Consider the following 22008-nt stretch of genomic DNA (forward strand, 5'->3'; position numbering starts at 1 on the left):
CGCGCGGCCTCCCCCGCCGCGCGGGGACCCGCCCCGGGCGGGCCCCGGAGTCGGGGCCGCGGGCCGGGCCGGGGAACGCCCGGCTGCCGGAGCGCGCCCGCGCGGACCGCTCAGCGGCCGCGCAGGCGGCGTACCAGGATGCTCGCGTCGCCGCGGGACTCCAGGTCCGCCAGGACCACGGCGACCGCCTCGCGGACGATCCGGCCGCGGTCGACCGCGAGGCCGTGCTCCCCGCGCAGCACCAGCCGCGCGTGTTCCAGGTCCATGAGCTCCTCGGCGGAGACGTAGACCGTGATCTTCTCGTCGTGCCGCTCGCGCCCGCTGGGCCTCCGGTTGGCACCCCGGCCCTGGCCCTTGCCCCGGCCGGGGGCAGGCGCCGGGACCGCGCCACCGGAACCTTCCTGCGACCGCCGCTGCGCGCCGACGCCCGGCTCCGTACCGACCGCGGCCTCCCGGCTGCGGCCCTCCCCCGCCGTGCCCTCCGCGGCCGTCGCCGCGTGCTCCACGCCCCGCCCCGAGGACGGCGAGGACGACGTCAGCGCCATCCCCCCTGTCGTACGGAACAGTTCGTCGGCTCCGGGCAGACTCACTCGGCGGGACACCGGGCGAGCACCTCCCTGGCCAGCTGGCGGTAGGCGGCGGCGCCGACGGAGTTGGAGGCGTACGTCGTGATCGGCTCGCCGGCGACCGTGGTCTCCGGGAAGCGCACCGTGCGGCCGATGACCGTGTGGTAGACGTGGTCGTCGAACGCCTCGACGACGCGCGCCAGCACCTCACGGCTGTGCACCGTACGGGAGTCGTACATCGTGGCGAGGATGCCGTCGAGCTCCAGCTCCGGGTTGAGCCGCTCCTGGACCTTCTCGATGGTCTCGGTCAGCAGCGCCACACCGCGCAGCGCGAAGAACTCGCACTCCAGCGGCACGATGACCTTGTGAGCCGCCGTCAGGGCGTTCACGGTCAGCAGACCGAGCGAGGGCTGACAGTCGATCACGATGTAGTCGTAGTCGGGCAGCAGGGGCTTGAGCGCCCGCTGCAGTGTCGACTCGCGCGCGACCTCGCTGACCAACTGCACTTCGGCAGCGGACAGGTCGATGTTGCTCGGCAGCAGGTCCATGTTGGGAACCGCCGTCTTGAGCAGCACCTCGTCGGCCGACATGCCCCGCTCCATGAGCAGGTTGTAGACCGTCAGGTCGAGCTCCATCGGGTTCACGCCGAGTCCCACGGACAGCGCGCCCTGCGGGTCGAAGTCGACGAGCAGCACGCGGCGCCCGTACTCGGCGAGCGCGGCACCCAGGTTGATGGTCGACGTGGTCTTGCCCACGCCGCCCTTCTGGTTGCACATCGCGATGATCTTCGCCGGACCGTGGTCGGTCAGCGGACCCGGGATCGGGAAGTACGGCAGCGGCCGTCCGGTCGGACCGATCCGCTCACGGCGCTGGCGGGCAGCGTCGGGGGCGAGAGTGGCCGCGTACTCGGGGTCGGGCTCGTACTCCGCGTCGGGGTCGTAGAAGTGCCCTTCGGGCACCTGGTCGTAGTCGGCGAAACCCACGGGCTTTTCGCCGCTCGGGTCGCCGGCCCTGGAGTTCACGTCTAGGCCGTCCATGCTCTTTCGGGGCGTCGTCATGTGCTGGTGGTTTGCGAAGGTGCGGACTGCGACGGAGCCGACCGCTTCGATACCGGCAGGGCTTTGACCCCGCGCAGGCACTCCTGCTCGACCACCCCCAGGAGCAAATGTCGACTCATTCACAAGTCGTCTTACCTCCTCGGACGTGACCAGGACACTTATCGATAGGTCAGCGTGGCACCATGCCGACGGTTGGCGACTCTATGGCGTGTCACCGCTCACCGGCAACACAATCCGTCGGACCCGGCACGATGTGTCGGCAACCGAACACCTCGCTGTCAAGGGCGTCCGAGCTGTCGCCGGGAAGTTTCGCGGGTGTGCGAAAGGGTTAAAGGGTTACGTTCGAGGCGAGTTGAACGGCCCCTGCGGGCACGCCGGGAACGCGTCCGGCCGGACCTTGCGGGCAAGGTCCGGCCGGATACGTGAGATTGACGTCAGTCGTTGACGCCTTAGCCGAGCAGCGTGCTCAGCTCGAGGGTCTCGAGGCCGTGCGCCTCGGCGACGGGACCGTAAACGACCTGCCCGTCATGGGTGTTGAGGCCCAGGGCGAGTGCCGGGTCGCGACGCAGCGCCTCGGCCCAGCCGAGGTTCGCGAGCTGCACGATGTAGGGCAGCGTGGCGTTGGTCAGCGCGTAGGTGGAGGTGTTCGGCACCGCGCCCGGCATGTTGGCGACGCAGTAGAAGACCGAGTTGTGGACCTGGAAGGTCGGCTCGGCGTGGGTGGTCGGACGGGAGTCCTCGAAGCAGCCGCCCTGGTCGATCGCAATGTCGACAAGGACACTTCCGGGCTTCATCTTGGCGACGAGCTCGTTGGTGACCAGCTTCGGGGCCTTCGCACCCGGGATCAGCACCGCACCGACGACGAGGTCGGCCTCGACGACGGCCTTCTCCAGCTCGAAGGCGTTGGAGACGATCGTCTTGATCTTCGTGCCGAAGATCTTGTCGGCCTCGCGGAGCTTGTTGATGTCGCGGTCCAGCAGGGTCACGTGGAAGCCCATGCCGACGGCGATCTGCGCGGCGTTCCAGCCGGAGACGCCGCCGCCGATGACGACGCACTCGCCGGCGTGGGTGCCGGGAACGCCGCCGGGCAGGACGCCGCGGCCGCCGACCGAGCGCATCAGGTGGTAGGCGCCGACCTGCGGGGCCAGACGGCCCGCGACCTCGGACATCGGGGCGAGCAGCGGGAGCGCGCGGTTGGCGAGCTCGACCGTCTCGTAGGCGATGGCGGTGGTGCCGGACTCCAGCAGGGCGTCCGTGCACTCGCGGGAGGCCGCGAGGTGCAGGTAGGTGAAGAGGGTCTGGTCCTTGCGGAGGCGGTGGTACTCCTCCGCGATGGGCTCCTTGACCTTCAGCAGCAGGTCCGCGGTCGCCCAGACCTCATCGGCGGTGCCGAGGATCTCCGCTCCGGCGGACACGTACTCCGCGTCCGTGATCGAGGAGCCCACACCGGCGTTCTGCTCGATGAAGACCTGGTGGCCGCCCCGGACCAGCTCATGCACGCCGGCGGGCGTGATGGCGACCCGGAACTCGTTGTTCTTGACCTCGCGGGGGATGCCGACCTTCATCGTCACTCACGGTCCTTGGCTCAGGGAATGTTTCGGGGTACTTCCATACATACCCGCCCACAAGAACGCGCAACGGGATGCACCAGGGGATGACCTGATGAAGCCAGTCTAATGAAGGATGAGTCGCTGTCTAGCCTTGCAAAGCAATAATCTCAGTCGGAACTACTACGGATTTCGCAGGCTGCGGGGTCATCTCCCAGCAATCTGTCGGCCGCGGAGCGGTGCAGCCTCGCGGCCGCGGGGTCGCCCAGCCGGTCAAGCGTGTCGGCGAGACGCACCTGCAGCGCGGCCTGAAGCCGCAGGTCTCCGGCCCTGCGTGCGATCTCCACCGCCTCCCGGCAGGTGTGCAGCGATTCCTCGGGCCGCCCCGCGTACTCCTGGATCCTCGCCATCTCGCTCAACGCCTTTGCCTGGCCCGGGACATCGGCGAGCTTGCGGTAGCCGGCCGAGGCGGCCCGCCAGCTGCGCAGCGCGTCCCCGTACCGGCCCGCGTAGGTGTGCACGTTCCCGAGGCGCCCGTACAGCCGCGCCTCGTCCGCGCGCTCGCCGCGCGCGAGGGCGTGGGACAGGGCCCGGCCGAACCAGTCGGAGGCCCGGTGCCAGTCGGCGAGCTCCTGGTAGGCGCCGCCTACGGATTCCATCGCGCGGCCCGTCGCGTACGGATCATTTGCCGCCTTTCCGGCGTCCAGCGCGGCCCGGTACCGCTCCAGCGCCTCCTGGGTCCGGCCGGTCTCGGCGTCCAGATCGGCCAGGTTCAGCAGCGCGGCGGCCTGCTCCCGGTGCAGATCGCGCCGCTCGGCCACGTCCAGGACGAGCCGGTGGAGTCCGTACAGCTCCGGGGCGGCCCCCGCGGCGCCCCGGTGGTCGGACAGGGCCCGCGCGAGGGCGGCCACGAAGCGCCGGGCCAGGGTGTCGAGCTCCCCGTCGGCGACGGCCAGGGTGGCGGCCGCGGACAGCGCGGGCAGCCGGGTGTCCAGCCAGGTGGCGGCGGCCCGCCGGTCGGCGAAGCGCAGGGCGCGCGGCAAGCCGTCCAGCTTCTCCCGCAGGAGGTCCTCGTCCGGCTCGGCCATGGCCCGGCAGGAGAGCAGCAGCCGCACGGCGCGCTCCAGCATGCGGGCCCGCGCCAGCTGCACCTCGGCCGGGCGCTCCTTGGCCTCCAGCAGGGCCTGGAGCTGGGGCGTGAGGCAGCCGGGGAGCAGGAACAGCCCGTCGGGAGCCGGCCGCAGCAGTCCCAGCGCGGCGAAGTCCTCGAGGAGCGACTGGGCCGCGGCGACGGAGCAGCCGGCCAGTGCGGAGGCGGTGTGCGAGTCGACCACGCCGGCGGGGGCAAGCGGAAGCAGCCGCAAGGTCCGCTGGGCGGGTTGCGGGAGGGACTCGTAGACGAGCCGGAAGGTGCGGCCGAGCGGACCGCTGACGCCGGCGGGCATGTCGTGGAGCCGCTTGGCCACGTCGGCGACGGAGGCCTTGGGCCGGGCCGCGAGCCATCCGCCCGCCAGACTCAGCGCCGCGGGCTGGCCGCCGCACTCCTCGGCGAGGGACTCGGCCGCGCGGGGGTCGTTGGCGACGCGGACGTCGCCGATGCGCTGGACGAGCATGCGGACGGCGGAGGGGGTGTCCAGGCCGCCGAGGGTGCAGGGGCGGACATCCGGAATCCCGGTCAGGGGGCCCTCGGCGGTGACGACGACCAGGCACTCGGGGGTGTCGGGCAAAAGGGCGTCGACCTGGTGGGGGTCGTCGGCGTCGTCGACGAGGAGGACGGCCCGCCGCCCGGCGAGGGCCGCGCGCAGGTCGGAGCTGAGCTCGTCCTCGGCGGCGCCGGGCGGGGTGGGCAGCCCGAGCGCCTCCAGGAGGGTGCGTACGGCCCGGTCGGTGGGGACGCTCTCGCCGGTGGGGGTGGTGAGCCGGACCCTCAGCACACCGTCGGGGTAGTCGTCGGCGATCTCGCGCACCAGTGCTTCGGCGAGGGCCGTCCGGCCCGATCCCGGCCGCCCGGCGATGAGCAGGACGCGGGCGCGCGGTGCTTTGGCCTTGCGGCCCGAGAGGGTGTCGAGCCCGGTCCGCGCGATGTCCTCGCGCAGCTCCTTGAGCTCACGCCGCCGCCCGACGAAATCCGCCACGGATCCGCTCCTCTCGCTGCCTTCGGATGGCGAGCGTAGTTCACGCAGAGCGACGAGCAGGGTGGAGCGCGGCGGACAAATCACCCGATCGGATCAGCGGATGGTCACACCAAACCTCCTTCCCCCGCCCCGCCGTCTACGCCTCGTAGGGCCGGGCCGGCCAGGGGGCCTGGGCCGGGCGCAGCGAGTCGAGGCCGTCCTCGGTGGCGAGGGCCGCCGACAGGGCCAGGACGCCGGTCACCATCCCCGGGTTGCCGAGCTCGCCCGCCAGGACGCCCCGCACCAGCTCCGCCAGCGGTACCCAGGCCAGTTCCATGTCGGCCTCCTCCGACCCGGACTCCGCGTACCGCTCGCCGTCCGCGTCCGAGACGCCCCGCGCCAGGAAGACCCGGATCGCTTCGTCCGAGCCGCCGGGGGAGGCGTAGAAGTCGGCCAGCACCCGCCAGTCCTCCGCCTTGACGTGCGCCTCCTCGTACAGCTCGCGCTGCGCCCCGTGCAGCGGGTTCTCCCCCACGACGTCGAGCAGCCCCGCCGGGAGCTCCCACAGCCGCCGGCGCACCGGGTGGCGGTACTGGCTCAGCACCAGCACCCGCTGCGCGTCGTCCAGGGCCAGCACGCACACCGACCCCGGGTGCACCTGGTAGTCCCTGCGGGCCACGGACCCGTCCGGCATCCGCACCTCGTCCGAGGCCACCGCCGTCTTCGCGCCCTGGAACGGCCGCCCCGCCGAAACCGTCTCCCAGGATTCCGCCGTGTCCTTGATGTCCATGCCCCGAAGCCCTCCACAACGCGCGACAGCCGGGGTACGGATCTCCGTACCCCGGCTGTCTACGTTATGCGGTCGGCGCCGCGCTCCCCGCGCCGCCGAAGGCCCTACTGCTGCTTCGCGGCCTGCTGGCGCTCCACGGCGGCCTTGACCAGGCCCGCGAACAGCGGGTGCGGGCGCGTCGGGCGCGAGCGCAGCTCCGGGTGGGCCTGGGTGGCCACCAGGTAGGGGTGCACCTCGCGCGGGTACTCGACGTACTCGACCAGCTTGTTGTCCGGGGAGGTACCGGAGAACACGAGGCCCGCCTTCTTCTCCAGCTCGCCGCGGTAGGCGTTGTTGACCTCGTAGCGGTGGCGGTGGCGCTCGTCCACGTACGCCTGGTCGCCGTAGACCTCGCGCACGATGGAACCCTCGGCGAGCTTCGCCGGGTACATGCCCAGGCGCATGGTGCCGCCCAGGTCGCCCGCGCCCTCGACGAAGGCCAGCTGCTCCTCCATCGTGGAGATCACCGGGTTCGGGGTGGAGGCGTCGAACTCGGTGGAGTTCGCGTCGGCGATGCCCGCCAGGTTGCGCGCGGCCTCGATGACGACGCACTGCAGGCCCAGGCACAGGCCGAGCAGCGGGACCTTGTTCTCGCGGGCGTAGGTGATCGCGCCGACCTTGCCGTTGACACCGCGGTCGCCGAAGCCGCCGGGCACGCAGATCGCGTCCACGTCTGCCAGCTGCGCGGCGGCGCCCGCCGGGGTCTTGCAGTCGTCGGAGGCGACCCACTTGACCTGGACGCGGGCCTTGTTGGCGAAGCCGCCGGCGCGCAGAGCCTCGGTCACCGAGAGGTAGGCGTCGGGCAGGTCGATGTACTTGCCGACGAGCGCGACCTTGACCTCGTGGTCGGGGTTGTGGACCCGGTCCAGCAGGTCCTCCCAGACCCTCCAGTCCACGTCGCGGAACGGCAGGTCGAGCTTGCGCACGACGTAGGCGTCCAGACCCTCGGTGTGCAGCACCTTGGGGATGTCGTAGATCGACTTGGCGTCGATCGCGGCGACCACGGCGTCCTCGTCGACGTCGCACATCAGCGAGATCTTGCGCTTGATGGAGGTCGGGACCTCGCGGTCGGCGCGCAGCACGATGGCGTCGGGCTGGATGCCGATGTTGCGCAGCGCCGCCACCGAGTGCTGGGTCGGCTTGGTCTTCAGCTCGCCGGAGGGGCCGATGTAGGGCAGCAGCGAGATGTGCACGACGAAGACGTTGTCGCGGCCGACCTCGTGGCGGACCTGGCGGACGGTCTCCAGGAACGGCAGCGACTCGATGTCGCCGACGGTGCCGCCGACCTCGGTGATGACGACGTCGACGTCGTCGGTCGCCATGCGGCGGATGCGGTGCTTGATCTCGTTGGTGATGTGCGGGATGACCTGCACGGTGTCACCGAGGTACTCGCCGCGCCGCTCCTTGGCGATGACCTGCGAGTAGACCTGGCCGGTGGTGACGTTGGCCGAGCCGTCGAGGTCGACGTCCAGGAAGCGCTCGTAGTGGCCGATGTCCAGGTCGGTCTCGGCGCCGTCGTTCGTGACGAACACTTCGCCGTGCTGGAACGGGTTCATCGTGCCGGGGTCGACGTTCAGGTACGGGTCGAGCTTCTGCATCGTGACCCGCAGGCCGCGGGCCTTCAGCAGCGCACCCAGGCTGGAGGCGGTCAGACCCTTGCCGAGGGAGGAAGCGACACCCCCGGTGACGAAGATGTGCTTGGTCGTCATGGATTTGGGCGGCATCGCCAAGAGGGGGCTCCCGTGGTCGCGAAGTGAGGTGCGTCCGGCGCCGGTCTCCGTCGATCCGGAAGGGTCTCAGGGGGCGCCGAAGCTGCGGTTTCGGGGCTCCTGATTCGCACAGGCAGACCACCGGTCCACGGGGTACCAGCCTATCAGCGCCCGGGCCCGTCCGCCTCCGGCCACGCCCCCGGCCCAGGTGCTCCAGCGTGTCGCGGCGACGTATACGCTGCTCACCCGTTTGGTCGAGCCACATTCTTCGCAGGCTTGGGGAGCTCACTAGGGTGCCGACATATCCTGCTCGGATATTGCGAATTCCGCTCCCGGGCAGTCCGTCGACCGGCCTACCCGAGCCGTATGCGGAATCATGGGCTCGACGCGAGATCCCCATACCCACGGGTGATCGCGCAACCGCGCAATGCAAGCGCCCCTCGGGGCGGACGTGGCCGTTCGGACTGGAGATGCAACGTGTCAGGGCGCATCGAGGATTACGCACTGATCGGGGACATGCAGACGGCGGCGCTGGTCTGCCGGGACGGGGCGGTGGACTGGCTGTGTCTGCCCCGTTTCGACTCACATGCCGTCTTCGCGAGCATCCTCGGTACCGAAGATCACGGTTTCTGGCGGATCGGCCCGGCGTTCCCGGCGGGCACGGAAGCCCCCCGCGCCACCCGGCGACGCTATCGCGGCGACTCGCTGGTGCTGGAGTCGGAATGGGAGACCCCGCGCGGCACCGTCCGCGTGATCGATTTCATGCCTCCCCGCGAGGACCACGCACCGCAGCTGATCCGCATCGTGGAAGGGGTGAGCGGTCGCGTCCGGATGCGGTCGGCCCTGCGCATGCGCTTCAGCTACGGGCGTGTCGTGCCCTGGGTCCACAAGGTCGACAGCCGCACGGTGGCCGTCGCCGGCCCCGACTCGGTCTGGCTGGACACCGAGGCCCAGACGTACGGCAAGGACCTGACGACGTACTCGGACTTCACCGTCGGGCCCGGCGACCGGATGACCTTCAGCATCAGCTGGCAGCCCTCCCACCGGGGCGCTCCGGAGACCCCGGACGCCGAGGCCGCACTGACCTCCACCACCGAGTTCTGGCGCGACTGGGTCGAGCAGTGCACGTACCACGGCCCCTACCGGGAGGCGGTAATCCGCTCCCTCATCACCCTCAAGGCGCTCACCTACGCCCCCACGGGCGGCATCGTCGCCGCGCCGACCACCTCCCTCCCGGAGGACATCGGCGGCGTCCGCAACTGGGACTACCGCTACACGTGGCTGCGCGACGCCGCCATCACCCTCTCCTCGCTGCTGCGCACCGGCTACCGCGACGAGGCCTCCGCCTGGCGGGACTGGCTGCTGCGCGCGGTCGCCGGCGACCCGGAGAACCTGCAGATCATGTACGGGATCGCGGGCGAGCGGGAGCTCGGCGAGACAGAGCTGGACTGGCTCCCCGGCTACGAGAACTCGCGCCCGGTCCGGGTCGGCAACGGCGCGGCGGGACAGTTGCAGCTCGACGTGTACGGCGAGGTCACCGAGGCCCTGCACCTGGGGCACATGACGGGCCTGGCGCGCAACGACTACGCCTCGCTGCTCCAGCTCAAGCTCATCCGCTACCTGGAGACCCACTGGGACCAGCCCGACGAGGGCATCTGGGAGGTGCGCGGCCCGCGCCGGCACTTCGTGCACTCGAAGGTGATGGCGTGGGTGGCCGTGGACCGCACGATCAAACTGATCGAGAGCGGTGACGCGGACGGTCCGCTGGACCGGTGGCGCGAGCTGCGCGACGAGATCCACCAGGACGTCTGCGAGAAGGGGTACGACAAGGAGCGCAACACTTTCACGCAGTCGTACGGGTCGAAGGAGCTGGACGCCTCCCTGCTGCTGATTCCGCAGATGGGCTTCCTGCCGCCGGACGACAAGCGGGTGATCGGCACGATCGAGGCGATCCAGCGGGAGCTGTCGACCCAGGACGGCTTCATCCTGCGCTATCCGACGACGGGCGAGGAGGCGGGCGTCGACGGCCTGGAGGGCGACGAGGGGGCGTTCCTCGCGTGCTCGTTCTGGATGGCCGACGACCTGGCGATGATCGGCCGCGTCGACGAGGCCCGCCGCCTCTTCGAGAAGCTGCTGTCGCTCCGCAACGACCTGGGCCTCCTGGCGGAGGAATGGGATCCGAAGCTGCAACGGCAGGTCGGAAACTTCCCCCAGGCCTTCAGCCACGTCCCCCTGATCGACACGGCCCTGCGGCTGACGGCGAGCGGGGCGTACGGGGGCTGACGCAGCACGCCGGGCCGGGTCCGGGCCGCGCCGCCGCCGGGCGGTGCGGCCGCACCCCGGCCCGCCTACGCTGGAAAGGTCCCACGCCTCCGCGAGGAAGGGCCGCAGCCATGGCTCCCACTTCCAAGGCGGGCACGGCGCTGGCCGAGCTCCGCGAGGACCTCGCCGGTGAGGTCTTCGCCCCGGACGACCAGGGCTACGACGAGGCCCGTACCGTCTTCAACGCGATGATCGACCGGCGCCCGGCGGTCATCGCCCGGTGCGCGAGCGAGGCGGACGTGGTCACCGCCGTGCGGTTCGCCCGGCGCCTCGACCTGCCGATCGCGGTGCGCGGCGGCGGTCACAGCGTGGCCGGCATGTCCCTCAACGACGGCGGGCTCGTCATCGACATGCGCCGGATGAACGACGTCACCGTGCACCCCGCGGCGAAGACCGTACAGGTCTGCGGGGGCGCGGTGATGAGCCGCCTGGACCGCGCCTGCCAGCCGTACGCGCTCGCCACCACCGGCGGCCGGGTCTCCACCACCGGCGTCGCCGGCTTCGTACTCGGCGGCGGCTCCGGCTGGCTGGACCGCGACTTCGGCTTGGCCGTGGACAACCTGCTCGGAGTGGACCTGGTCACCGCCGACGGGACCATCCTCACCGCGACCGCCGAGGACTCCCCCGAGCTGTTCTGGGCCCTGCACGGCGGCGGGGGGAACTTCGGCGTGGCGACTTCCCTGACGCTGCGCCTGCACGAACTGCCCGAGTTCTCGATGTGCCTGCTCATGTACCCCCCGGAGGCCGGCCCCGACGTGCTGCGCACGTACCGCGGGCTCATCGAGGGCGCCGGGCCCGAGACCTCCGGCGGGGTGATCTACCTGACCGCCCCTCCGGAACCGTTCGTACCGGATCACCTGGTCGGGACCCTGCTGGCGGGCGCCCTGGTGACGCACGCGGGCGGCGAGGAGGCCCTGCGCGAAGTCGTTCGGCCGCTGCTGGCGCTGCCGCACGTGGCCGAGGTCCTGACCGCCCTGCCCTACGCCGACTTCCAGTGCATGATGGACGATCCGCCGGGACTGCGGAACTACTGGTCGGCGGAGTACCTGACCGGGCTTCCGGACGAGTTGGTGGACGTTTTCTGTGCCCGCGCGTCGACGATGCCGGTGCCGACCGGGACGCAGCACGCGATGTTCCCGCTGGGCGGTGCCATCGCCGAGGGACCCCCGGAGTTCCCGGTCCCCTACCGGGACGCTCCGTGGGCCGTGCACCCCTTCGGCGTCTGGGAGGACCCGGCCGACGACGACCGGTGCCGCCAGTGGGTCAAGGACGTCCGCTCCGACGTGCTGCCCTGGAGCACCGGCGCGGTCTACCTCAACTTCACCGGCGACGAGGGCCCCGAGCGCGTCGTCGCCGGGCTGGGCGCGCGGAACCTGGCCCGACTGGGCGCGGTGAAGCGGGAGTACGACCCGGACAACGTCTTCCGCTTCAACCACAACATCGTGCCCGCGTAGCGTCGGGTCCGGGGCGGCCCTCCCGGCTCAGGTCAGGGCGGTGATCACCTCCCTCGCCGCCCGCTCGCCCTCGGTCGCCCCGCCTTCCATGAACCCCTGGAAGTCGTAGCTGCAGTGCTCGCCGCCGAGGTGGATCCGGCCCTGCGCGGTGCCCTCGTACCCGGCGTACTTGTGCAGGTAGCCGGTCGGCCAGTACGAGTAGGCGCCGAGCGCGTACGGGTTGCGGTGCCAGGCCGACAGCTGTGCCCGCCCGGTCCAGGCCGCCTTGGTGCCGGGGTAGAAGGCATCGATCCCGGTGAGCATCCGGCCCGCGAGTGCCCGTACGTAGGGGTCGGAGTCGGTGGCGAAGGGGCTGCCCGGCGTGAGCGCACCGGCCAGGCTGCCCCCGCCGTACTGGAGCAGGATGCCCGCGTTGCCCGGCTGGACCTTGGTGGTGTCCCAGGTCTGCTGGACGTCGGTGTCGGTGAAGCAGTCCCCCGCGGAGACTCCCGGCCAGGGGCCGGTGCCGCGCCAGGGGCGGCTGGTGAACTGCATGTTGAGCTTGGTGCAGTAGCCCATCCGTGCGTCGCGCAGCAGGTTGCGCATCAGCGGGTCGAAGCCGGCCCCGCTGATGTCGATCCGCTGGAGGACCGGCAGCGGCAGGCACAGGACGGTGTGGTCGGCGACGACCGTGCGGGTGGCGCCCGCGTCGTTGAAGGTCAGCGTCTGGGTGCCGTCGGCGGCCACCCGTACGGCGAGCAGCTCGCGGCCCATCACGAGGGAGCCGGCGGGCAGGGCCTGGGCGATGGCGTTCGGAAGCCGGTCGTTGCCCCCGGTGATGTGGTAGCGCTCGTTGGACAGGCCCCAGACGTTGAAGTTGCCGGGGTTGGGCTGGTAGCCCATCAGCAGGACCAGTGCGAGTGCGGACTGCCGGTCGGTGTCGGCGCCGTACTCGACGTTGTAGGCCACGTCGATGAAGCGGCCGAGCTGTGAGCCGTGGCCGCCGGGGACCCGGGTCTCGATCCACTCGTACAGGGTCATGTCGTCGAGGGCGGTGCCGGCAGGCGTCGTCGAGTTCCAAGAGACCTCGCCGGCGGCCTGGAGGTCGCGGTGCAGGGCCTGGTAGACGGCCTTGAAGTCCTCGTCGGCCCGGGTGCGCGGGTAGTAGGTCCCGTCGAACCAGAGGACTTCCTCCGCGCCGTTCGGGCCACCGCCGAGGAAGTCCTCGACGGGCAGGTCGAACCGGCGGCACAGCTCCAGGATCTTCTTGTGGCTGGTGTCGATCAGCTCGCCGCCGATCTCGGAGGTCTGCCCGTACCCCCACAGGGAGCGCTGGGTCCACATCCGGCCGCCGACGCGGCTCGGGTTGGCCTCGTAGAGGGTGCAGGGCACGCCCGCGTCCTTGAGGGTGAGGGCGGCGGTCAGCCCCGAGATGCCGGCGCCGACGACGGCCACGCGGGCCGGGGTCACGGGCTTCTTGTCGGGGACGGCCGCCACGGCGTGGGGGCCGGCGGCGGCGGAGGCGAGGGCGGTGCCGAGGCCGAGGGCGGCGGCCCGGCCGAGGAGCTCGCGGCGGGTGGAGCCGCGCACTTCTGCGACGGGCAGCCCGAGCCGGCGGGCGGCGGCGTGTTCGGCGGCGAGTTGGCGGAGCGCGTGCATCAGCGGAGTACGGGCCATGGCGGTGGCTCCTTCTCAGACGTTCGCGATGGAGGGGGCGTGCTCTTCGGTGCGCTCGGCGGCGTCCTCCAGGACGACGCGGCCGATGATCTCGTAGCGCTGGGGGGCCTTGTACTTCAGCCACAGGCCGAGCCCCAGCCCGCCGAAGAAGACGGATCCGACGATCCACGGGATCAGGGTGAAGAAGAACGAGTCGGCGGCGAGCCCGGCGGCGGTCTTCATGTTGACCAGCAGCAGGACGACCACTGCGGCCATGGCGATCCCGCCGAGCAGCGGGGCCGTGAACGTGCGGAACCAGTGCCGGTCCTCGGGGTGGTTCTTGCGGAAGTAGCCGATCACCGCGAAGGAGCACAGGGTCTGGACGATGAGGATCGCCATCGTGCCGAGGATCGCGAGCAGCGTGTACAGGTGGATGTAGGGGTCCTGCCCGGTCAGCCAGAACAGCGCGACCAGACCGGTGGCGATGGCCGTCTGCACCATGGAGGAGACGTACGGGGAACCGTGCTTGGCGTGCGTGCGGCCCAGTCCCGGGTGCAGGAAGCCCTCCCGGCCGATGGCGTAGAGGTAGCGGGCGGCGCACTGGTGGAAGGCCATGCCGCAGGCGAAGGAGCCCGTGAGCAGCAGCCACTGGAAGGCGTCGACGGCCCAGGCGCCGATGAAGGTCCGCGTCGGCGCGAAGAACAGGTCGAGCGGGCTCGCGGAGGCGGAGAGCTCCACCGACGCGGCGAGGCCGTTGCCGGCGATGGTCATCCAGGAGACGTAGATGTAGAAGAGGCCGACGCCCACGACGGAGATCAGGGTCGCCTTGGGGATGACCTTCTTGGGGTTGCGGGACTCCTCCCCGTACATGGCGGTGGACTCGAAGCCGACCCAGGACCAGAAGGCGAAGAAGAGGCCGAGCCCGGCGGAGGCGCCGGTGAAGGCGTTCTTCGGGTTGACCGGTTCGAGCGGGATGCCGTCCGGGCCGCCGCCCGCGATCAGCACCGCGGTGGCCACGGCGAAGAGGACGGCGATCTCGGCGACGAGCATCACGCCCAGCGCCCTGGCGGTGAGGTTGATGTCGAAGTGGGCGAGGGCGGCGGTGATCGCGAGCATGCCGGCCGCGTAGACGATCCAGGGCAGGTCGACGCCGAGCTGGTCGTGGACGGTGGTCTTGGTGAAGTAGGAGAAGACGCCGACGATCGAGGCCTCGAAGACGATGTAGGCGAGGACCGCGAGCATGCCGGAGGCCATGCCCGCGATCCGGCCGAGCCCGTGGGAGATGTAGCCGTAGAAGGCGCCGGCGGCCGTGATCCGCTTGGCCATGGCCACGTAGCCGACGGCGAAGACGGTGAGGACGACGGTCGCGAAGAGGTAGCCGGCGGGGGCCCCGACGCCGTTGCCGAAGCCGACGGCGATGGGGAGGTTCCCGGTCATGGCGGTGATCGGGGCGGCGGTGGCGACCGCCATGAACACGACGCCGACGAGACCGACCGAATTGGCCTTCAGCCGCTGGACCCGGGGGGCTCCCGGCGCCCCCTGAGGGGTGCCCGCCGCATCCCCGCTCGTGCCGTGGCTGGTGTCTGCGCTCATGGCTCCTCGTTCCTGTTCGTGAGGGCGCCACTCTCTCCTCGCGTGACGCACGCCACAATCGGCATGCGGTCCGATAATCACCTTGCGGAGCCGACGAGTTGTCGGGCCGGACGGGGACACACCGGGCTCCGTGACCGACCGGTGATGTGCCGGGAACAGGGCGGCCGGTACCGTCCGCGATATGGACAACCAGGGCGGGATCACGGTTCAGCGGGCACTGGAGCTGCCGGGGCTGCGCAGCGGACTGCCGGAGGTCATGGCCTGCGCCGACCGGCTGGGCCGCACCGTGCGCTGGGTGCACGCCGGCGAGGTCCCCAACATCGCCTCCCTGCTCAAGGGCGGCGAACTCCTCCTGACCACGGGCCTCGGCCTCGGCACCCGGCCCGCCGAGCAGCGCGCCTTCGTACGCCGCCTCGCGGACCGCGGCATCGCCGCACTGGTCGTCGAACTGGGCCCGCGCTTCACCCGGCTCCCCGCGACGCTCGTGGAGACGGCGCGGGCGGTCGGTCTCCCCCTCGTCCAACTGCACCGGGAAGTCCCCTTCGTGACCGTCACGGAGGAGGTCCACACCGAAATCGTCAATCACCACTACGCCCTGCTCCAGCGGGCCGAGGAGATCCACCGGCGCTGCACGGAAGCCCTGCTGGGCGGCGGCGGGATCCCCCAAGTCCTGCACATCCTGGCCGACTTCACCGCGAACCCCGTCTTCCTGGAAACCCCCGACGGCCAGCTGCTGTACGCGGCCGGACCGGCCTCCGGGGAAGCCGCGGCGGACCCGCTCCAGGTGTGGGAGGGTCTGCGCGGCCAGCGTTCGGCCGAGCCGTCCGCCAACGCCGTGGTGGTCGACGTCCCCGGCGGCGGCCACGGCACGGGCTCGGTCCGGGCCCGGCTGGTGCTCCTGGGCGTGTCGTCCCCGCTGCTGCCCGTGCACCGGATGGCGGCGGAGCGGACGGCGGGCGTACTGGCCGTCGTGCTCATGCAGGCCCGCCAGGAGGACGAGCTCGCGGCCCGCGGCCGCGGCGACTTCCTATCGGACTTGGCGGAGGGCCGGATCTCCGCGGAGGACGCCCCCGCCCAGGCCCGCGTACTGGGCTTCAAACCGGGATCCGGCCCCCTCCTGCCGATCGTCATGCGGCTGTCCTCGGAGCTGGCCCCGTCGGGGAACTGGGCGGTGCTGGCCCGGGCGGTCCTGGAGGAACTCGCCTCGGTCGGCGTACCCGTCCTCCTCGGCGTCCGCCCGGTCGAGGGCCGGGTGCCCCTGCTGGTCTCGCTGCGCACCGACGCCGAACGCACGACGGTGGCGGACCGGGTCGCGGCGGCGTTGCGCGCCGGCGTCGAGCGGGCGGGCCTGGACCGGGCCGGGGCGCCGCCGGCGGTCGTCGTCGGGGTCTGCGGCAGCTGGGCGGGGGCCTCGGCGGGCCTGCGCCACGCGGCCGAGACGGCGACGGCGGCGCACGGGCTCCCCGCCCGGCCCTGGTACGACGCCCGGCGCCTGGACATCGACCTGCTGCTGTGGCGGCTGCGCGAACACCCCGACCTGGCGGCCTTCGTCGACCGTGCGATCGGGTCCCTGCGGGTGCACGACACGGTCTCCCGGCCGCCGCTCCTCCCCACCCTGGAGACGTACCTGGCCCATGCGGGCCGCAAGGCGGAGACCGCGCGCGAGCTCCACCTGAACCGCCAGACGCTGTACAACCGCCTGGCGCGCATCTCGGAGCTCCTGGGCGCGGACCTGGACGACCCGGAGACGGTCCTCTCCCTCAGCCTGGCCCTGCGCGCCCGCCGCCACGCGACGCCTTCCTGACGCGTCCGGGGAACCGGGGGAAGGGCAGGGCGGGCGCGGCCCGGCGCAGCGGCACATCCATGGCCCCGGCCGGCGGTCGACGCCCGGCCGGGCAGTGCCGGGGGGCGGCGGCAGGCCGCCGGGGGATCCTACCGCCGACGCGACGTCAGTTCGTCGTACACCGACAGGACCTGCGCGACCGTGTCGTCCTCCGACGGCCACGTCGCCGCCTGCGCGCGCCCCGCCGAAGCCAGGGCCGTCCGCCGCGCGGGGTCCACCAGCAGCCCGGAGACCGCCGCGGCCAGCGCTTCCGCGTCGCCGTACGGCACCAGCACACCTGCTTCCCCGACCAGTTCGGGGACCCCGCCCACCGCCGTCGCCACCAACGGGACGCCCGCCCGCAGCGCCTCCTGCGCGAGCGCGGACCGCGCCTCCCACCGGCTCGGCAGCACCGCCACGTCCGCCGCCGCCAGCAGCCGCGCGGCATCGCGCCGTCGTCCGAGCAGCCGTACGGGCAGGCCCTCCGCGTGGATGCGCCGCGTGAGCTCCGCCCGCATCGGGCCCTCCCCCGCGATCACCAGCAGCGGCGTCGGGTCCAGCGTCCGCCACGCCCGGGCCGCGTCCAGCAGGACGGAGTACCCGCGCCTGGGCACCAGGCTCCCGACAGCGATCAGCAACGGCCGCTCCACGACGCCCAGTTCCGCCCGCACCTTGCCCGGGCCCGCATCGGCCGCGGGCCCCGCGTCCCCCGCCGGCGCCGTCGGCACCGCCAGCGCCGCCAGCCGCGCGTCCCGCGCCCCCCGCAGCCGGGCCAGGTCGACCTGCGCCGAGGACGAGCCGAGGACGACCGCCGCCGCCCGGGCCACGTGCCGTTCCAGCAGCAGGCTCACCCGGCCGGCGCCGGGGCCGGCGCCGTGCCAGCTGACGACCAGGGGGACCCGCCGCCCGCGCAGGGCCAGCGCCGCCCGCATGCCGGCCCGTACTCCGTGCGCGTGCACCACGTCGGCCTCGACGCACGCGGCCCGCAGCGCGCTCACGGCGTCGGGGGTGAAGCGCGCTCCGGAACCGGTGAAGTCGTACTCCCCCTCCGCTTCGACGGGGGCGCAGACGGTGACCCGTACGCCCCGCGCGGCGAGCCCGGTGGCCAGCGACCGCACGTGCGCACCACCGCTCGCGCCCGCGAGCACCTGGACGGTGCGAAGGACGGGGACCGGTACCGGGGAGCTGCTCACGGGCCGAAGCTCCAGGGTGAGGGGAGGCAGGGACGTTGCCCAGAATGCCAGTCCGCACGCGCGTTCCGGGACCATACGGGTGCGGATGCCGTGAGAGAAACCGCTCCGCACCCCCGATCCTCACCCACACGGGCTAGCGGGCGTCAGCCTGACGGCTACGCCGAGCCCTGCGCCGCCGCGAGCAGTTCCTCCGCGTGGGCCCGCGCCGACACCGAGTCCTCATGGCCGGCCAGCATCCGCGACAGCTCGCGGATCCGGTCCTCGCCCTCCAGGACGGTGACGCCGCTGCGCGTCACGGATCCGTCGTTGGTCTTCTCGACCAGCAGTTGCCGGTCGGCGAAGGCCGCGACCTGCGGCAGGTGGGTGACGACGACGACCTGCGCCGACTTGGCCAGCTTGGCGAGCCGCCGCCCGACCTCGATGGCGGCCTTGCCGCCGACACCCGCGTCGACTTCGTCGAAGAGGTACGTCGGCACCGGGTCCGAGCCGGCGAAGACGACCTCGACGGCCAGCATCACCCGGGACAGCTCACCGCCCGACGCGCCCTTGGAGATCGGCCTCGGCTGGGCCCCGGGGTGCGGGGCCAGCAGCAGTTCTACCTCGTCGGTGCCCGAGGGCCCGTAGGCGACGAGCCGCCCGCCGACCTCGACCCCGTCGGGGTCCTCGGTCTGGCGGATGTCGATGGTGACCCGCGCGTGCGGCATCGCCAGCGAGGCCAGCTCCTCGGTGACCGCCGAGGCGAAACGGGTCGCCGCCTCGCCCCGCGCGTCGGTCAACGCCTGGGCCAGCACGGAGAGTTCCGTCCGCAGCCCGTCCCGCTCGGCGGTCAGCTCGTCGATCCGCTCGTCGTCGCCGTCCAGTTCCAGCAGCCGTACGGAGCCCCGCTCGGCCCACTCCAGTACGGAGTCGACCGTGTTGTCCGCGGAGCCGTACTTGCGCGTCAGCTGGGTCAGCGCCGCCCGCCGCTCCTCGACGGCCGCCAGCCGCAGCGGGTCGGCGTCCAGGTCGTCGGCGTAACCGGCCAGCTCCCCGGCGACGTCCCCGAGCAGGATGCCCAGCTCCCCGATCCGCTCGGCGAGCGCGCCGAGCGCCGGGTCGTGGGAGCGTACGGATTCCAGCGCCCGGTGCGCCCCGGCGACGAGCGCGCCGGCGTCGACGCCCTCGGGGTCCTCCACGTTGCCGGCGAGGGCGGCGTGCGCGACCTGCGCCGCCGAGGCCAGGGATTCGGCGTGGCCCAGGCGCTCGGCCTCCGCCGCCAGCTCGGCGTCCTCGCCGGCGACAGGCTCCACGGCGGCGATCTCGTCGAGGCCGAAACGCAGCAGATCGGCCTCCTGGGCGCGTTCCCTGGCCCGGGTGGTGATCTCCTCCAGCTCCGCGGAGACCGCGCGCAGCCTCCGGTGGGCGGCGGCGTACTTCTCCAGCGGGACGGCGACCGCGTCGCCCGCGTACCGGTCGAGTGCCTGGCGCTGCCGGGCCGGCCGGAGCAGGCCCTGCTGGTCGGTCTGGCCGTGGACGGCGACGAGGTCCTCGGCGAGTTCGGCGAGCAGCCCGACGGGCACGGAGCGGCCGCCGACGTGGGCGCGCGAGCGGCCCTCGGCGGAGACGGTCCGGCTGATGAGCAGGGCGCCGTCGTCGAGCTCGGCGCCGGCTTCCTCGGCGCGCAGCGCGGCGGGGGCGTCCCGGCGCATGACGATGCGGCCCTCGACGACCGCCGCCTTGGCACCGATCCGTACGAGCGCCGGGTCGGCGCGCCCGCCCAGCAGCAGCCCGAGGCTGGTGACGACCATCGTCTTGCCCGCGCCGGTCTCGCCGGTCACCGCGGTGAAACCGGGCGACAGCTCGACCACCGCGTCGTCGATGACCCCGAGCGACCGTATCCGCATCTCCTCAAGCACGGGACGACGATACCGAGGTTTCACCGGTGCCATGTGACGTCACCCGCCGGGAGCCAATCGAACAATCATGCTATTTACGTACACAGGGGCCGCGGCCGGCCCACCGGACAAGGCGCTAGTGCGGCGCCCCGCGCCACCCCGACACCGGCAGCGCGAACTTCGCGACGAGCCGGTCCGTGAAAGACGCGTGGTGCAGCCGCGCGAGCCGCACCGGCACCGTCCCCCGCCGGACCTCCACCCGGGCGCCGGCCGGCAGTTCCAGCGTCCGCCGGCCGTCGCACCACAGCACCCCGTGCGGGGTCCCGGTCTGCACCTCCACGGCGAGGACCGAGTTCGGCGAGGTCACCAGCGGCTTCGCGAACAGGGCGTGCGCGCTGATCGGCACCATCAAGAGCGCCTCCACCTCCGGCCAGACCACCGGCCCGCCGGCCGAGAAGGCATAGGCCGTCGAGCCCGTCGGCGTCGCGCAGACGATTCCGTCACAGCCGAAGCCGGACACCGGGCGCCCGTCGATCTCCAGGACCACCTCCAGCATCCGCTCCGGGGACACCTTCTGGACGGCCGCCTCGTTCAGCGCCCAGTCCCGGTGCAGCACGTCCCCGTTGGTCCGCACGATCACGTCGAGGGTCATCCGCTCCTCGACCTCGTAGTCCCGCGTCACGACCCGGGCCACGACCTTGTCCAGGTCGTCCCGCTCGGCCTCCGCGAGGAACCCCACCCGGCCCAGGTTGACGCCGAGCATCGGCACTCCCGAGCCGCGCGCGAACTCCGCGCCGCGCAGCAGGGTCCCGTCACCGCCCAGGACGATCAGCAGCTCGCACCCGTCGAGCACGGCCGGCGTGCACTCGGCCACCAGCTCCACCTCGGGAGGCAGCGGCAGGTCCACCGCCTCCTGCCGCAGCACCCGTACGCCCAGTCCGCTGCGCAGCAGCCCCTGCACGACCAGCTCGGCACTGCGGATGGCCGCCGGCCGCCCGGTGTGCGCGAGCAGGAAGACGGTCCGCACCCCGGACTGTCCCGACTGCGCCGGATCCCCGGCCTGTGCCGGATCCCCCGACTGCGCTGGATCCCCCGACTGTGCCGTATCCCCCGACTGTGCCGTATCCCGCGAAAAACTGGTCACTGCGGCCCCTCCGCCACTGCACGGTCAACATCCGCCGGGTCGAGTGCCGGTGCCCCCGCCCGCAGCCACAGAAAATACTCGACGTTGCCCGACGGACCGGGGAGCGGGCTGGCGGTCACCCCGACCACGCCGAGGCCGAGCTTCCACGCCTGCGCCGCGACGTCCCGTACGGCCTCGGCCCGCAGCTCCGTACTGCGCACCACGCCGCCGCTGCCGAGACGGTCCTTGCCCACCTCGAACTGCGGCTTGACCATCAGCACCAGGTCCGCGCCCGGCGCGCAGCAGCGTACGAGTGCCGGCAGCACCAGGCCGATCGAGATGAAGGACAGATCGCCGACGACCAGGTCGACGGGAACCCCGTCGAGCTGCTCGACGGTCAGCTCGCGCACGTTCGTACGGTCCTTGACGGTGACCCGGTCGTCACTCTGCAGCGACCAGGCGAGCTGCCCGTAACCGACGTCGACGGCCATCACGTGGGCGACGCCCGCGCGCAGCAGCACGTCCGTGAAACCGCCGGTCGACGCACCCGCGTCCAGCGCCCGGCGGCCCTCGACGAGCAGCCCCTGCGGCTGGAAGGCCGCGAGCGCGCCCGCCAGCTTGTGGCCGCCGCGGGAGACGTAGTCGGGGTCGCTGTCGTCCTTGAGGACGACGAGGGCCGCGCTGGTCTCGACCTGGGTGGCCGCCTTGGTCGCCGTATTGCCGCCCACCGTGACCCGGCCGGCGGCGATCAGCTGCGCGGCGTGCTCGCGCGAGCGGGCCATGCTGCGGCGTACCAGTTCGGCGTCCAGGCGGCGGCGTGCCACTCCTGCCACGTTCGGTTCAGCTCCTGTTTTCGTCACTACGGGGGCCGGTGGGCGCGTCCAGCGCGGTCAGCGCGGAGCGCAGCCCCCTGTGCACATCCTCGTACACGTCGACGTGCCCGTGCGCCGTGAGGTGGTCCGCGTCCGCGAGGCGCTCCAGCCCCGCGTCCACCTCCGCGTGGCCGGTGGGGGTCCGTACGACGCCCAGGGCGGCCGGTCCGGCGGGCCCGGCGTCCTCGTCCAGGGGCTCGGGGTAGACCGGCCCGGCCGGTCCGGCTTCGGCGGCGTCCTGCGCGGGCGGGTCGTTCGGCGCGTCGGGCACTTCGGCGGTCATGCCCCCGACGCTAC

Annotated in this window: 16 protein-coding genes; 3 read left to right on the forward strand and 13 right to left on the reverse strand. The window is 72.4% G+C overall.

What is annotated here, in order from left to right; all coding sequences use genetic code 11:
• Positions 1-110: 110 nt before the first annotated feature.
• The 6 genes from ACFWBY_RS30670 to ACFWBY_RS30695 all read right to left on the reverse strand — a co-directional run bounded on the left by ACFWBY_RS30670 (position 111) and on the right by ACFWBY_RS30695 (position 7838).
• Positions 111-602 carry a hypothetical protein gene (locus ACFWBY_RS30670; protein WP_385340563.1) on the reverse strand — a complete coding sequence of 164 codons (492 nt, stop codon included), beginning with the start codon at positions 600-602 and terminating at the stop codon, positions 111-113.
• Positions 587-1705: a ParA family protein gene (locus ACFWBY_RS30675; protein ID WP_385340565.1), complete on the reverse strand. Its 1119-nt coding sequence runs from the start codon at positions 1703-1705 to the stop codon at positions 587-589. The genes ACFWBY_RS30670 and ACFWBY_RS30675 overlap by 16 nt, the downstream gene beginning before the upstream one ends.
• Before the next feature lie 368 nt (positions 1706-2073).
• On the reverse strand, positions 2074-3189 hold the full coding sequence (gene ald, locus ACFWBY_RS30680; RefSeq protein WP_385340597.1) for an alanine dehydrogenase: 1116 nt from the start codon (positions 3187-3189) through the stop codon (positions 2074-2076).
• A 152-nt stretch (positions 3190-3341) separates the two neighbouring features.
• Positions 3342-5306: a tetratricopeptide repeat protein gene (locus ACFWBY_RS30685; RefSeq protein ID WP_385340568.1), complete on the reverse strand. Its 1965-nt coding sequence runs from the start codon at positions 5304-5306 to the stop codon at positions 3342-3344.
• Between the two features lie 136 nt (positions 5307-5442).
• Complete coding sequence (locus ACFWBY_RS30690) at positions 5443-6075, reverse strand: NUDIX domain-containing protein (RefSeq protein ID WP_385340569.1); 633 nt, start codon at positions 6073-6075, stop codon at positions 5443-5445.
• 104 nt (positions 6076-6179) lie between these two features.
• The gene (locus ACFWBY_RS30695; protein WP_385340571.1) at positions 6180-7838 is read right to left on the reverse strand and encodes a CTP synthase; all 1659 of its coding nucleotides are present in this window, start codon (positions 7836-7838) and stop codon (positions 6180-6182) included.
• Between the two features lie 462 nt (positions 7839-8300).
• Between ACFWBY_RS30695 and ACFWBY_RS30700 the strand changes: the two genes are divergently transcribed.
• Positions 8301-10106, forward strand: a complete 1806-nt coding sequence (locus ACFWBY_RS30700; protein WP_385340573.1) for a glycoside hydrolase family 15 protein — start codon at positions 8301-8303, stop codon at positions 10104-10106.
• Between the two features lie 110 nt (positions 10107-10216).
• On the forward strand, positions 10217-11599 hold the full coding sequence (locus ACFWBY_RS30705; protein WP_385340574.1) for an FAD-binding protein: 1383 nt from the start codon (positions 10217-10219) through the stop codon (positions 11597-11599).
• A gap of 27 nt (positions 11600-11626) precedes the next feature.
• Here the strand turns inward: ACFWBY_RS30705 and ACFWBY_RS30710 are convergent, their stop codons facing one another.
• Together ACFWBY_RS30710 and ACFWBY_RS30715 are read right to left on the reverse strand one after the other, a co-directional pair.
• Positions 11627-13255 carry a flavin monoamine oxidase family protein gene (locus tag ACFWBY_RS30710; RefSeq protein ID WP_385340576.1) on the reverse strand — a complete coding sequence of 543 codons (1629 nt, stop codon included), beginning with the start codon at positions 13253-13255 and terminating at the stop codon, positions 11627-11629.
• Between the two features lie 15 nt (positions 13256-13270).
• Positions 13271-14827 carry an APC family permease gene (locus ACFWBY_RS30715; RefSeq protein WP_385340578.1) on the reverse strand — a complete coding sequence of 519 codons (1557 nt, stop codon included), beginning with the start codon at positions 14825-14827 and terminating at the stop codon, positions 13271-13273.
• A 181-nt stretch (positions 14828-15008) separates the two neighbouring features.
• Here ACFWBY_RS30715 and ACFWBY_RS30720 point away from each other — a divergent pair, with 181 nt between their 5' ends.
• Positions 15009-16631: a PucR family transcriptional regulator gene (locus ACFWBY_RS30720; protein ID WP_385340580.1), complete on the forward strand. Its 1623-nt coding sequence runs from the start codon at positions 15009-15011 to the stop codon at positions 16629-16631.
• A gap of 128 nt (positions 16632-16759) precedes the next feature.
• Here the strand turns inward: ACFWBY_RS30720 and ACFWBY_RS30725 are convergent, their stop codons facing one another.
• From ACFWBY_RS30725 to ACFWBY_RS30745, 5 genes are all read right to left on the reverse strand, one after another.
• On the reverse strand, positions 16760-17842 hold the full coding sequence (locus tag ACFWBY_RS30725; protein ID WP_385340582.1) for a glycosyltransferase family 4 protein: 1083 nt from the start codon (positions 17840-17842) through the stop codon (positions 16760-16762).
• Positions 17843-17997: 155 nt separating this feature from the next.
• The gene (gene recN, locus ACFWBY_RS30730; RefSeq protein WP_385340599.1) at positions 17998-19725 is read right to left on the reverse strand and encodes a DNA repair protein RecN; all 1728 of its coding nucleotides are present in this window, start codon (positions 19723-19725) and stop codon (positions 17998-18000) included.
• Between the two features lie 127 nt (positions 19726-19852).
• Positions 19853-20743: an NAD kinase gene (locus tag ACFWBY_RS30735; RefSeq protein ID WP_385340584.1), complete on the reverse strand. Its 891-nt coding sequence runs from the start codon at positions 20741-20743 to the stop codon at positions 19853-19855.
• 113 nt (positions 20744-20856) lie between these two features.
• The gene (locus ACFWBY_RS30740; protein WP_385340585.1) at positions 20857-21672 is read right to left on the reverse strand and encodes a TlyA family RNA methyltransferase; all 816 of its coding nucleotides are present in this window, start codon (positions 21670-21672) and stop codon (positions 20857-20859) included.
• A gap of 7 nt (positions 21673-21679) precedes the next feature.
• Entirely contained in the window at positions 21680-21994 is a 315-nt protein-coding gene (locus ACFWBY_RS30745) for a hypothetical protein (protein WP_385340587.1), read from the reverse strand.
• Between the last annotated feature and the right edge of the window lie 14 nt (positions 21995-22008).

Origin of the sequence: Streptomyces sp. NPDC060049 (assembly GCF_042736715.1) — a bacterium.
Taxonomy (GTDB): Bacteria; Actinomycetota; Actinomycetes; order Streptomycetales; family Streptomycetaceae; genus Streptomyces.

Coding starts and splice junctions, on each gene's coding strand:
- ACFWBY_RS30690 (WP_385340569.1), bottom strand. CDS start 6,075: ATGGACATCAAGGACACGGCGGAATCCTGGGAGACGGTTTCGGCGGGG.
- ACFWBY_RS30715 (WP_385340578.1), bottom strand. CDS start 14,827: ATGAGCGCAGACACCAGCCACGGCACGAGCGGGGATGCGGCGGGCACC.
- ACFWBY_RS30705 (WP_385340574.1), top strand. CDS start 10,217: ATGGCTCCCACTTCCAAGGCGGGCACGGCGCTGGCCGAGCTCCGCGAG.
- ACFWBY_RS30695 (WP_385340571.1), bottom strand. CDS start 7,838: ATGCCGCCCAAATCCATGACGACCAAGCACATCTTCGTCACCGGGGGT.
- ACFWBY_RS30710 (WP_385340576.1), bottom strand. CDS start 13,255: ATGGCCCGTACTCCGCTGATGCACGCGCTCCGCCAACTCGCCGCCGAA.
- recN (WP_385340599.1), bottom strand. CDS start 19,725: ATGCGGATACGGTCGCTCGGGGTCATCGACGACGCGGTGGTCGAGCTG.
- ACFWBY_RS30720 (WP_385340580.1), top strand. CDS start 15,009: ATGGACAACCAGGGCGGGATCACGGTTCAGCGGGCACTGGAGCTGCCG.
- ald (WP_385340597.1), bottom strand. CDS start 3,189: ATGAAGGTCGGCATCCCCCGCGAGGTCAAGAACAACGAGTTCCGGGTC.
- ACFWBY_RS30745 (WP_385340587.1), bottom strand. CDS start 21,994: ATGACCGCCGAAGTGCCCGACGCGCCGAACGACCCGCCCGCGCAGGAC.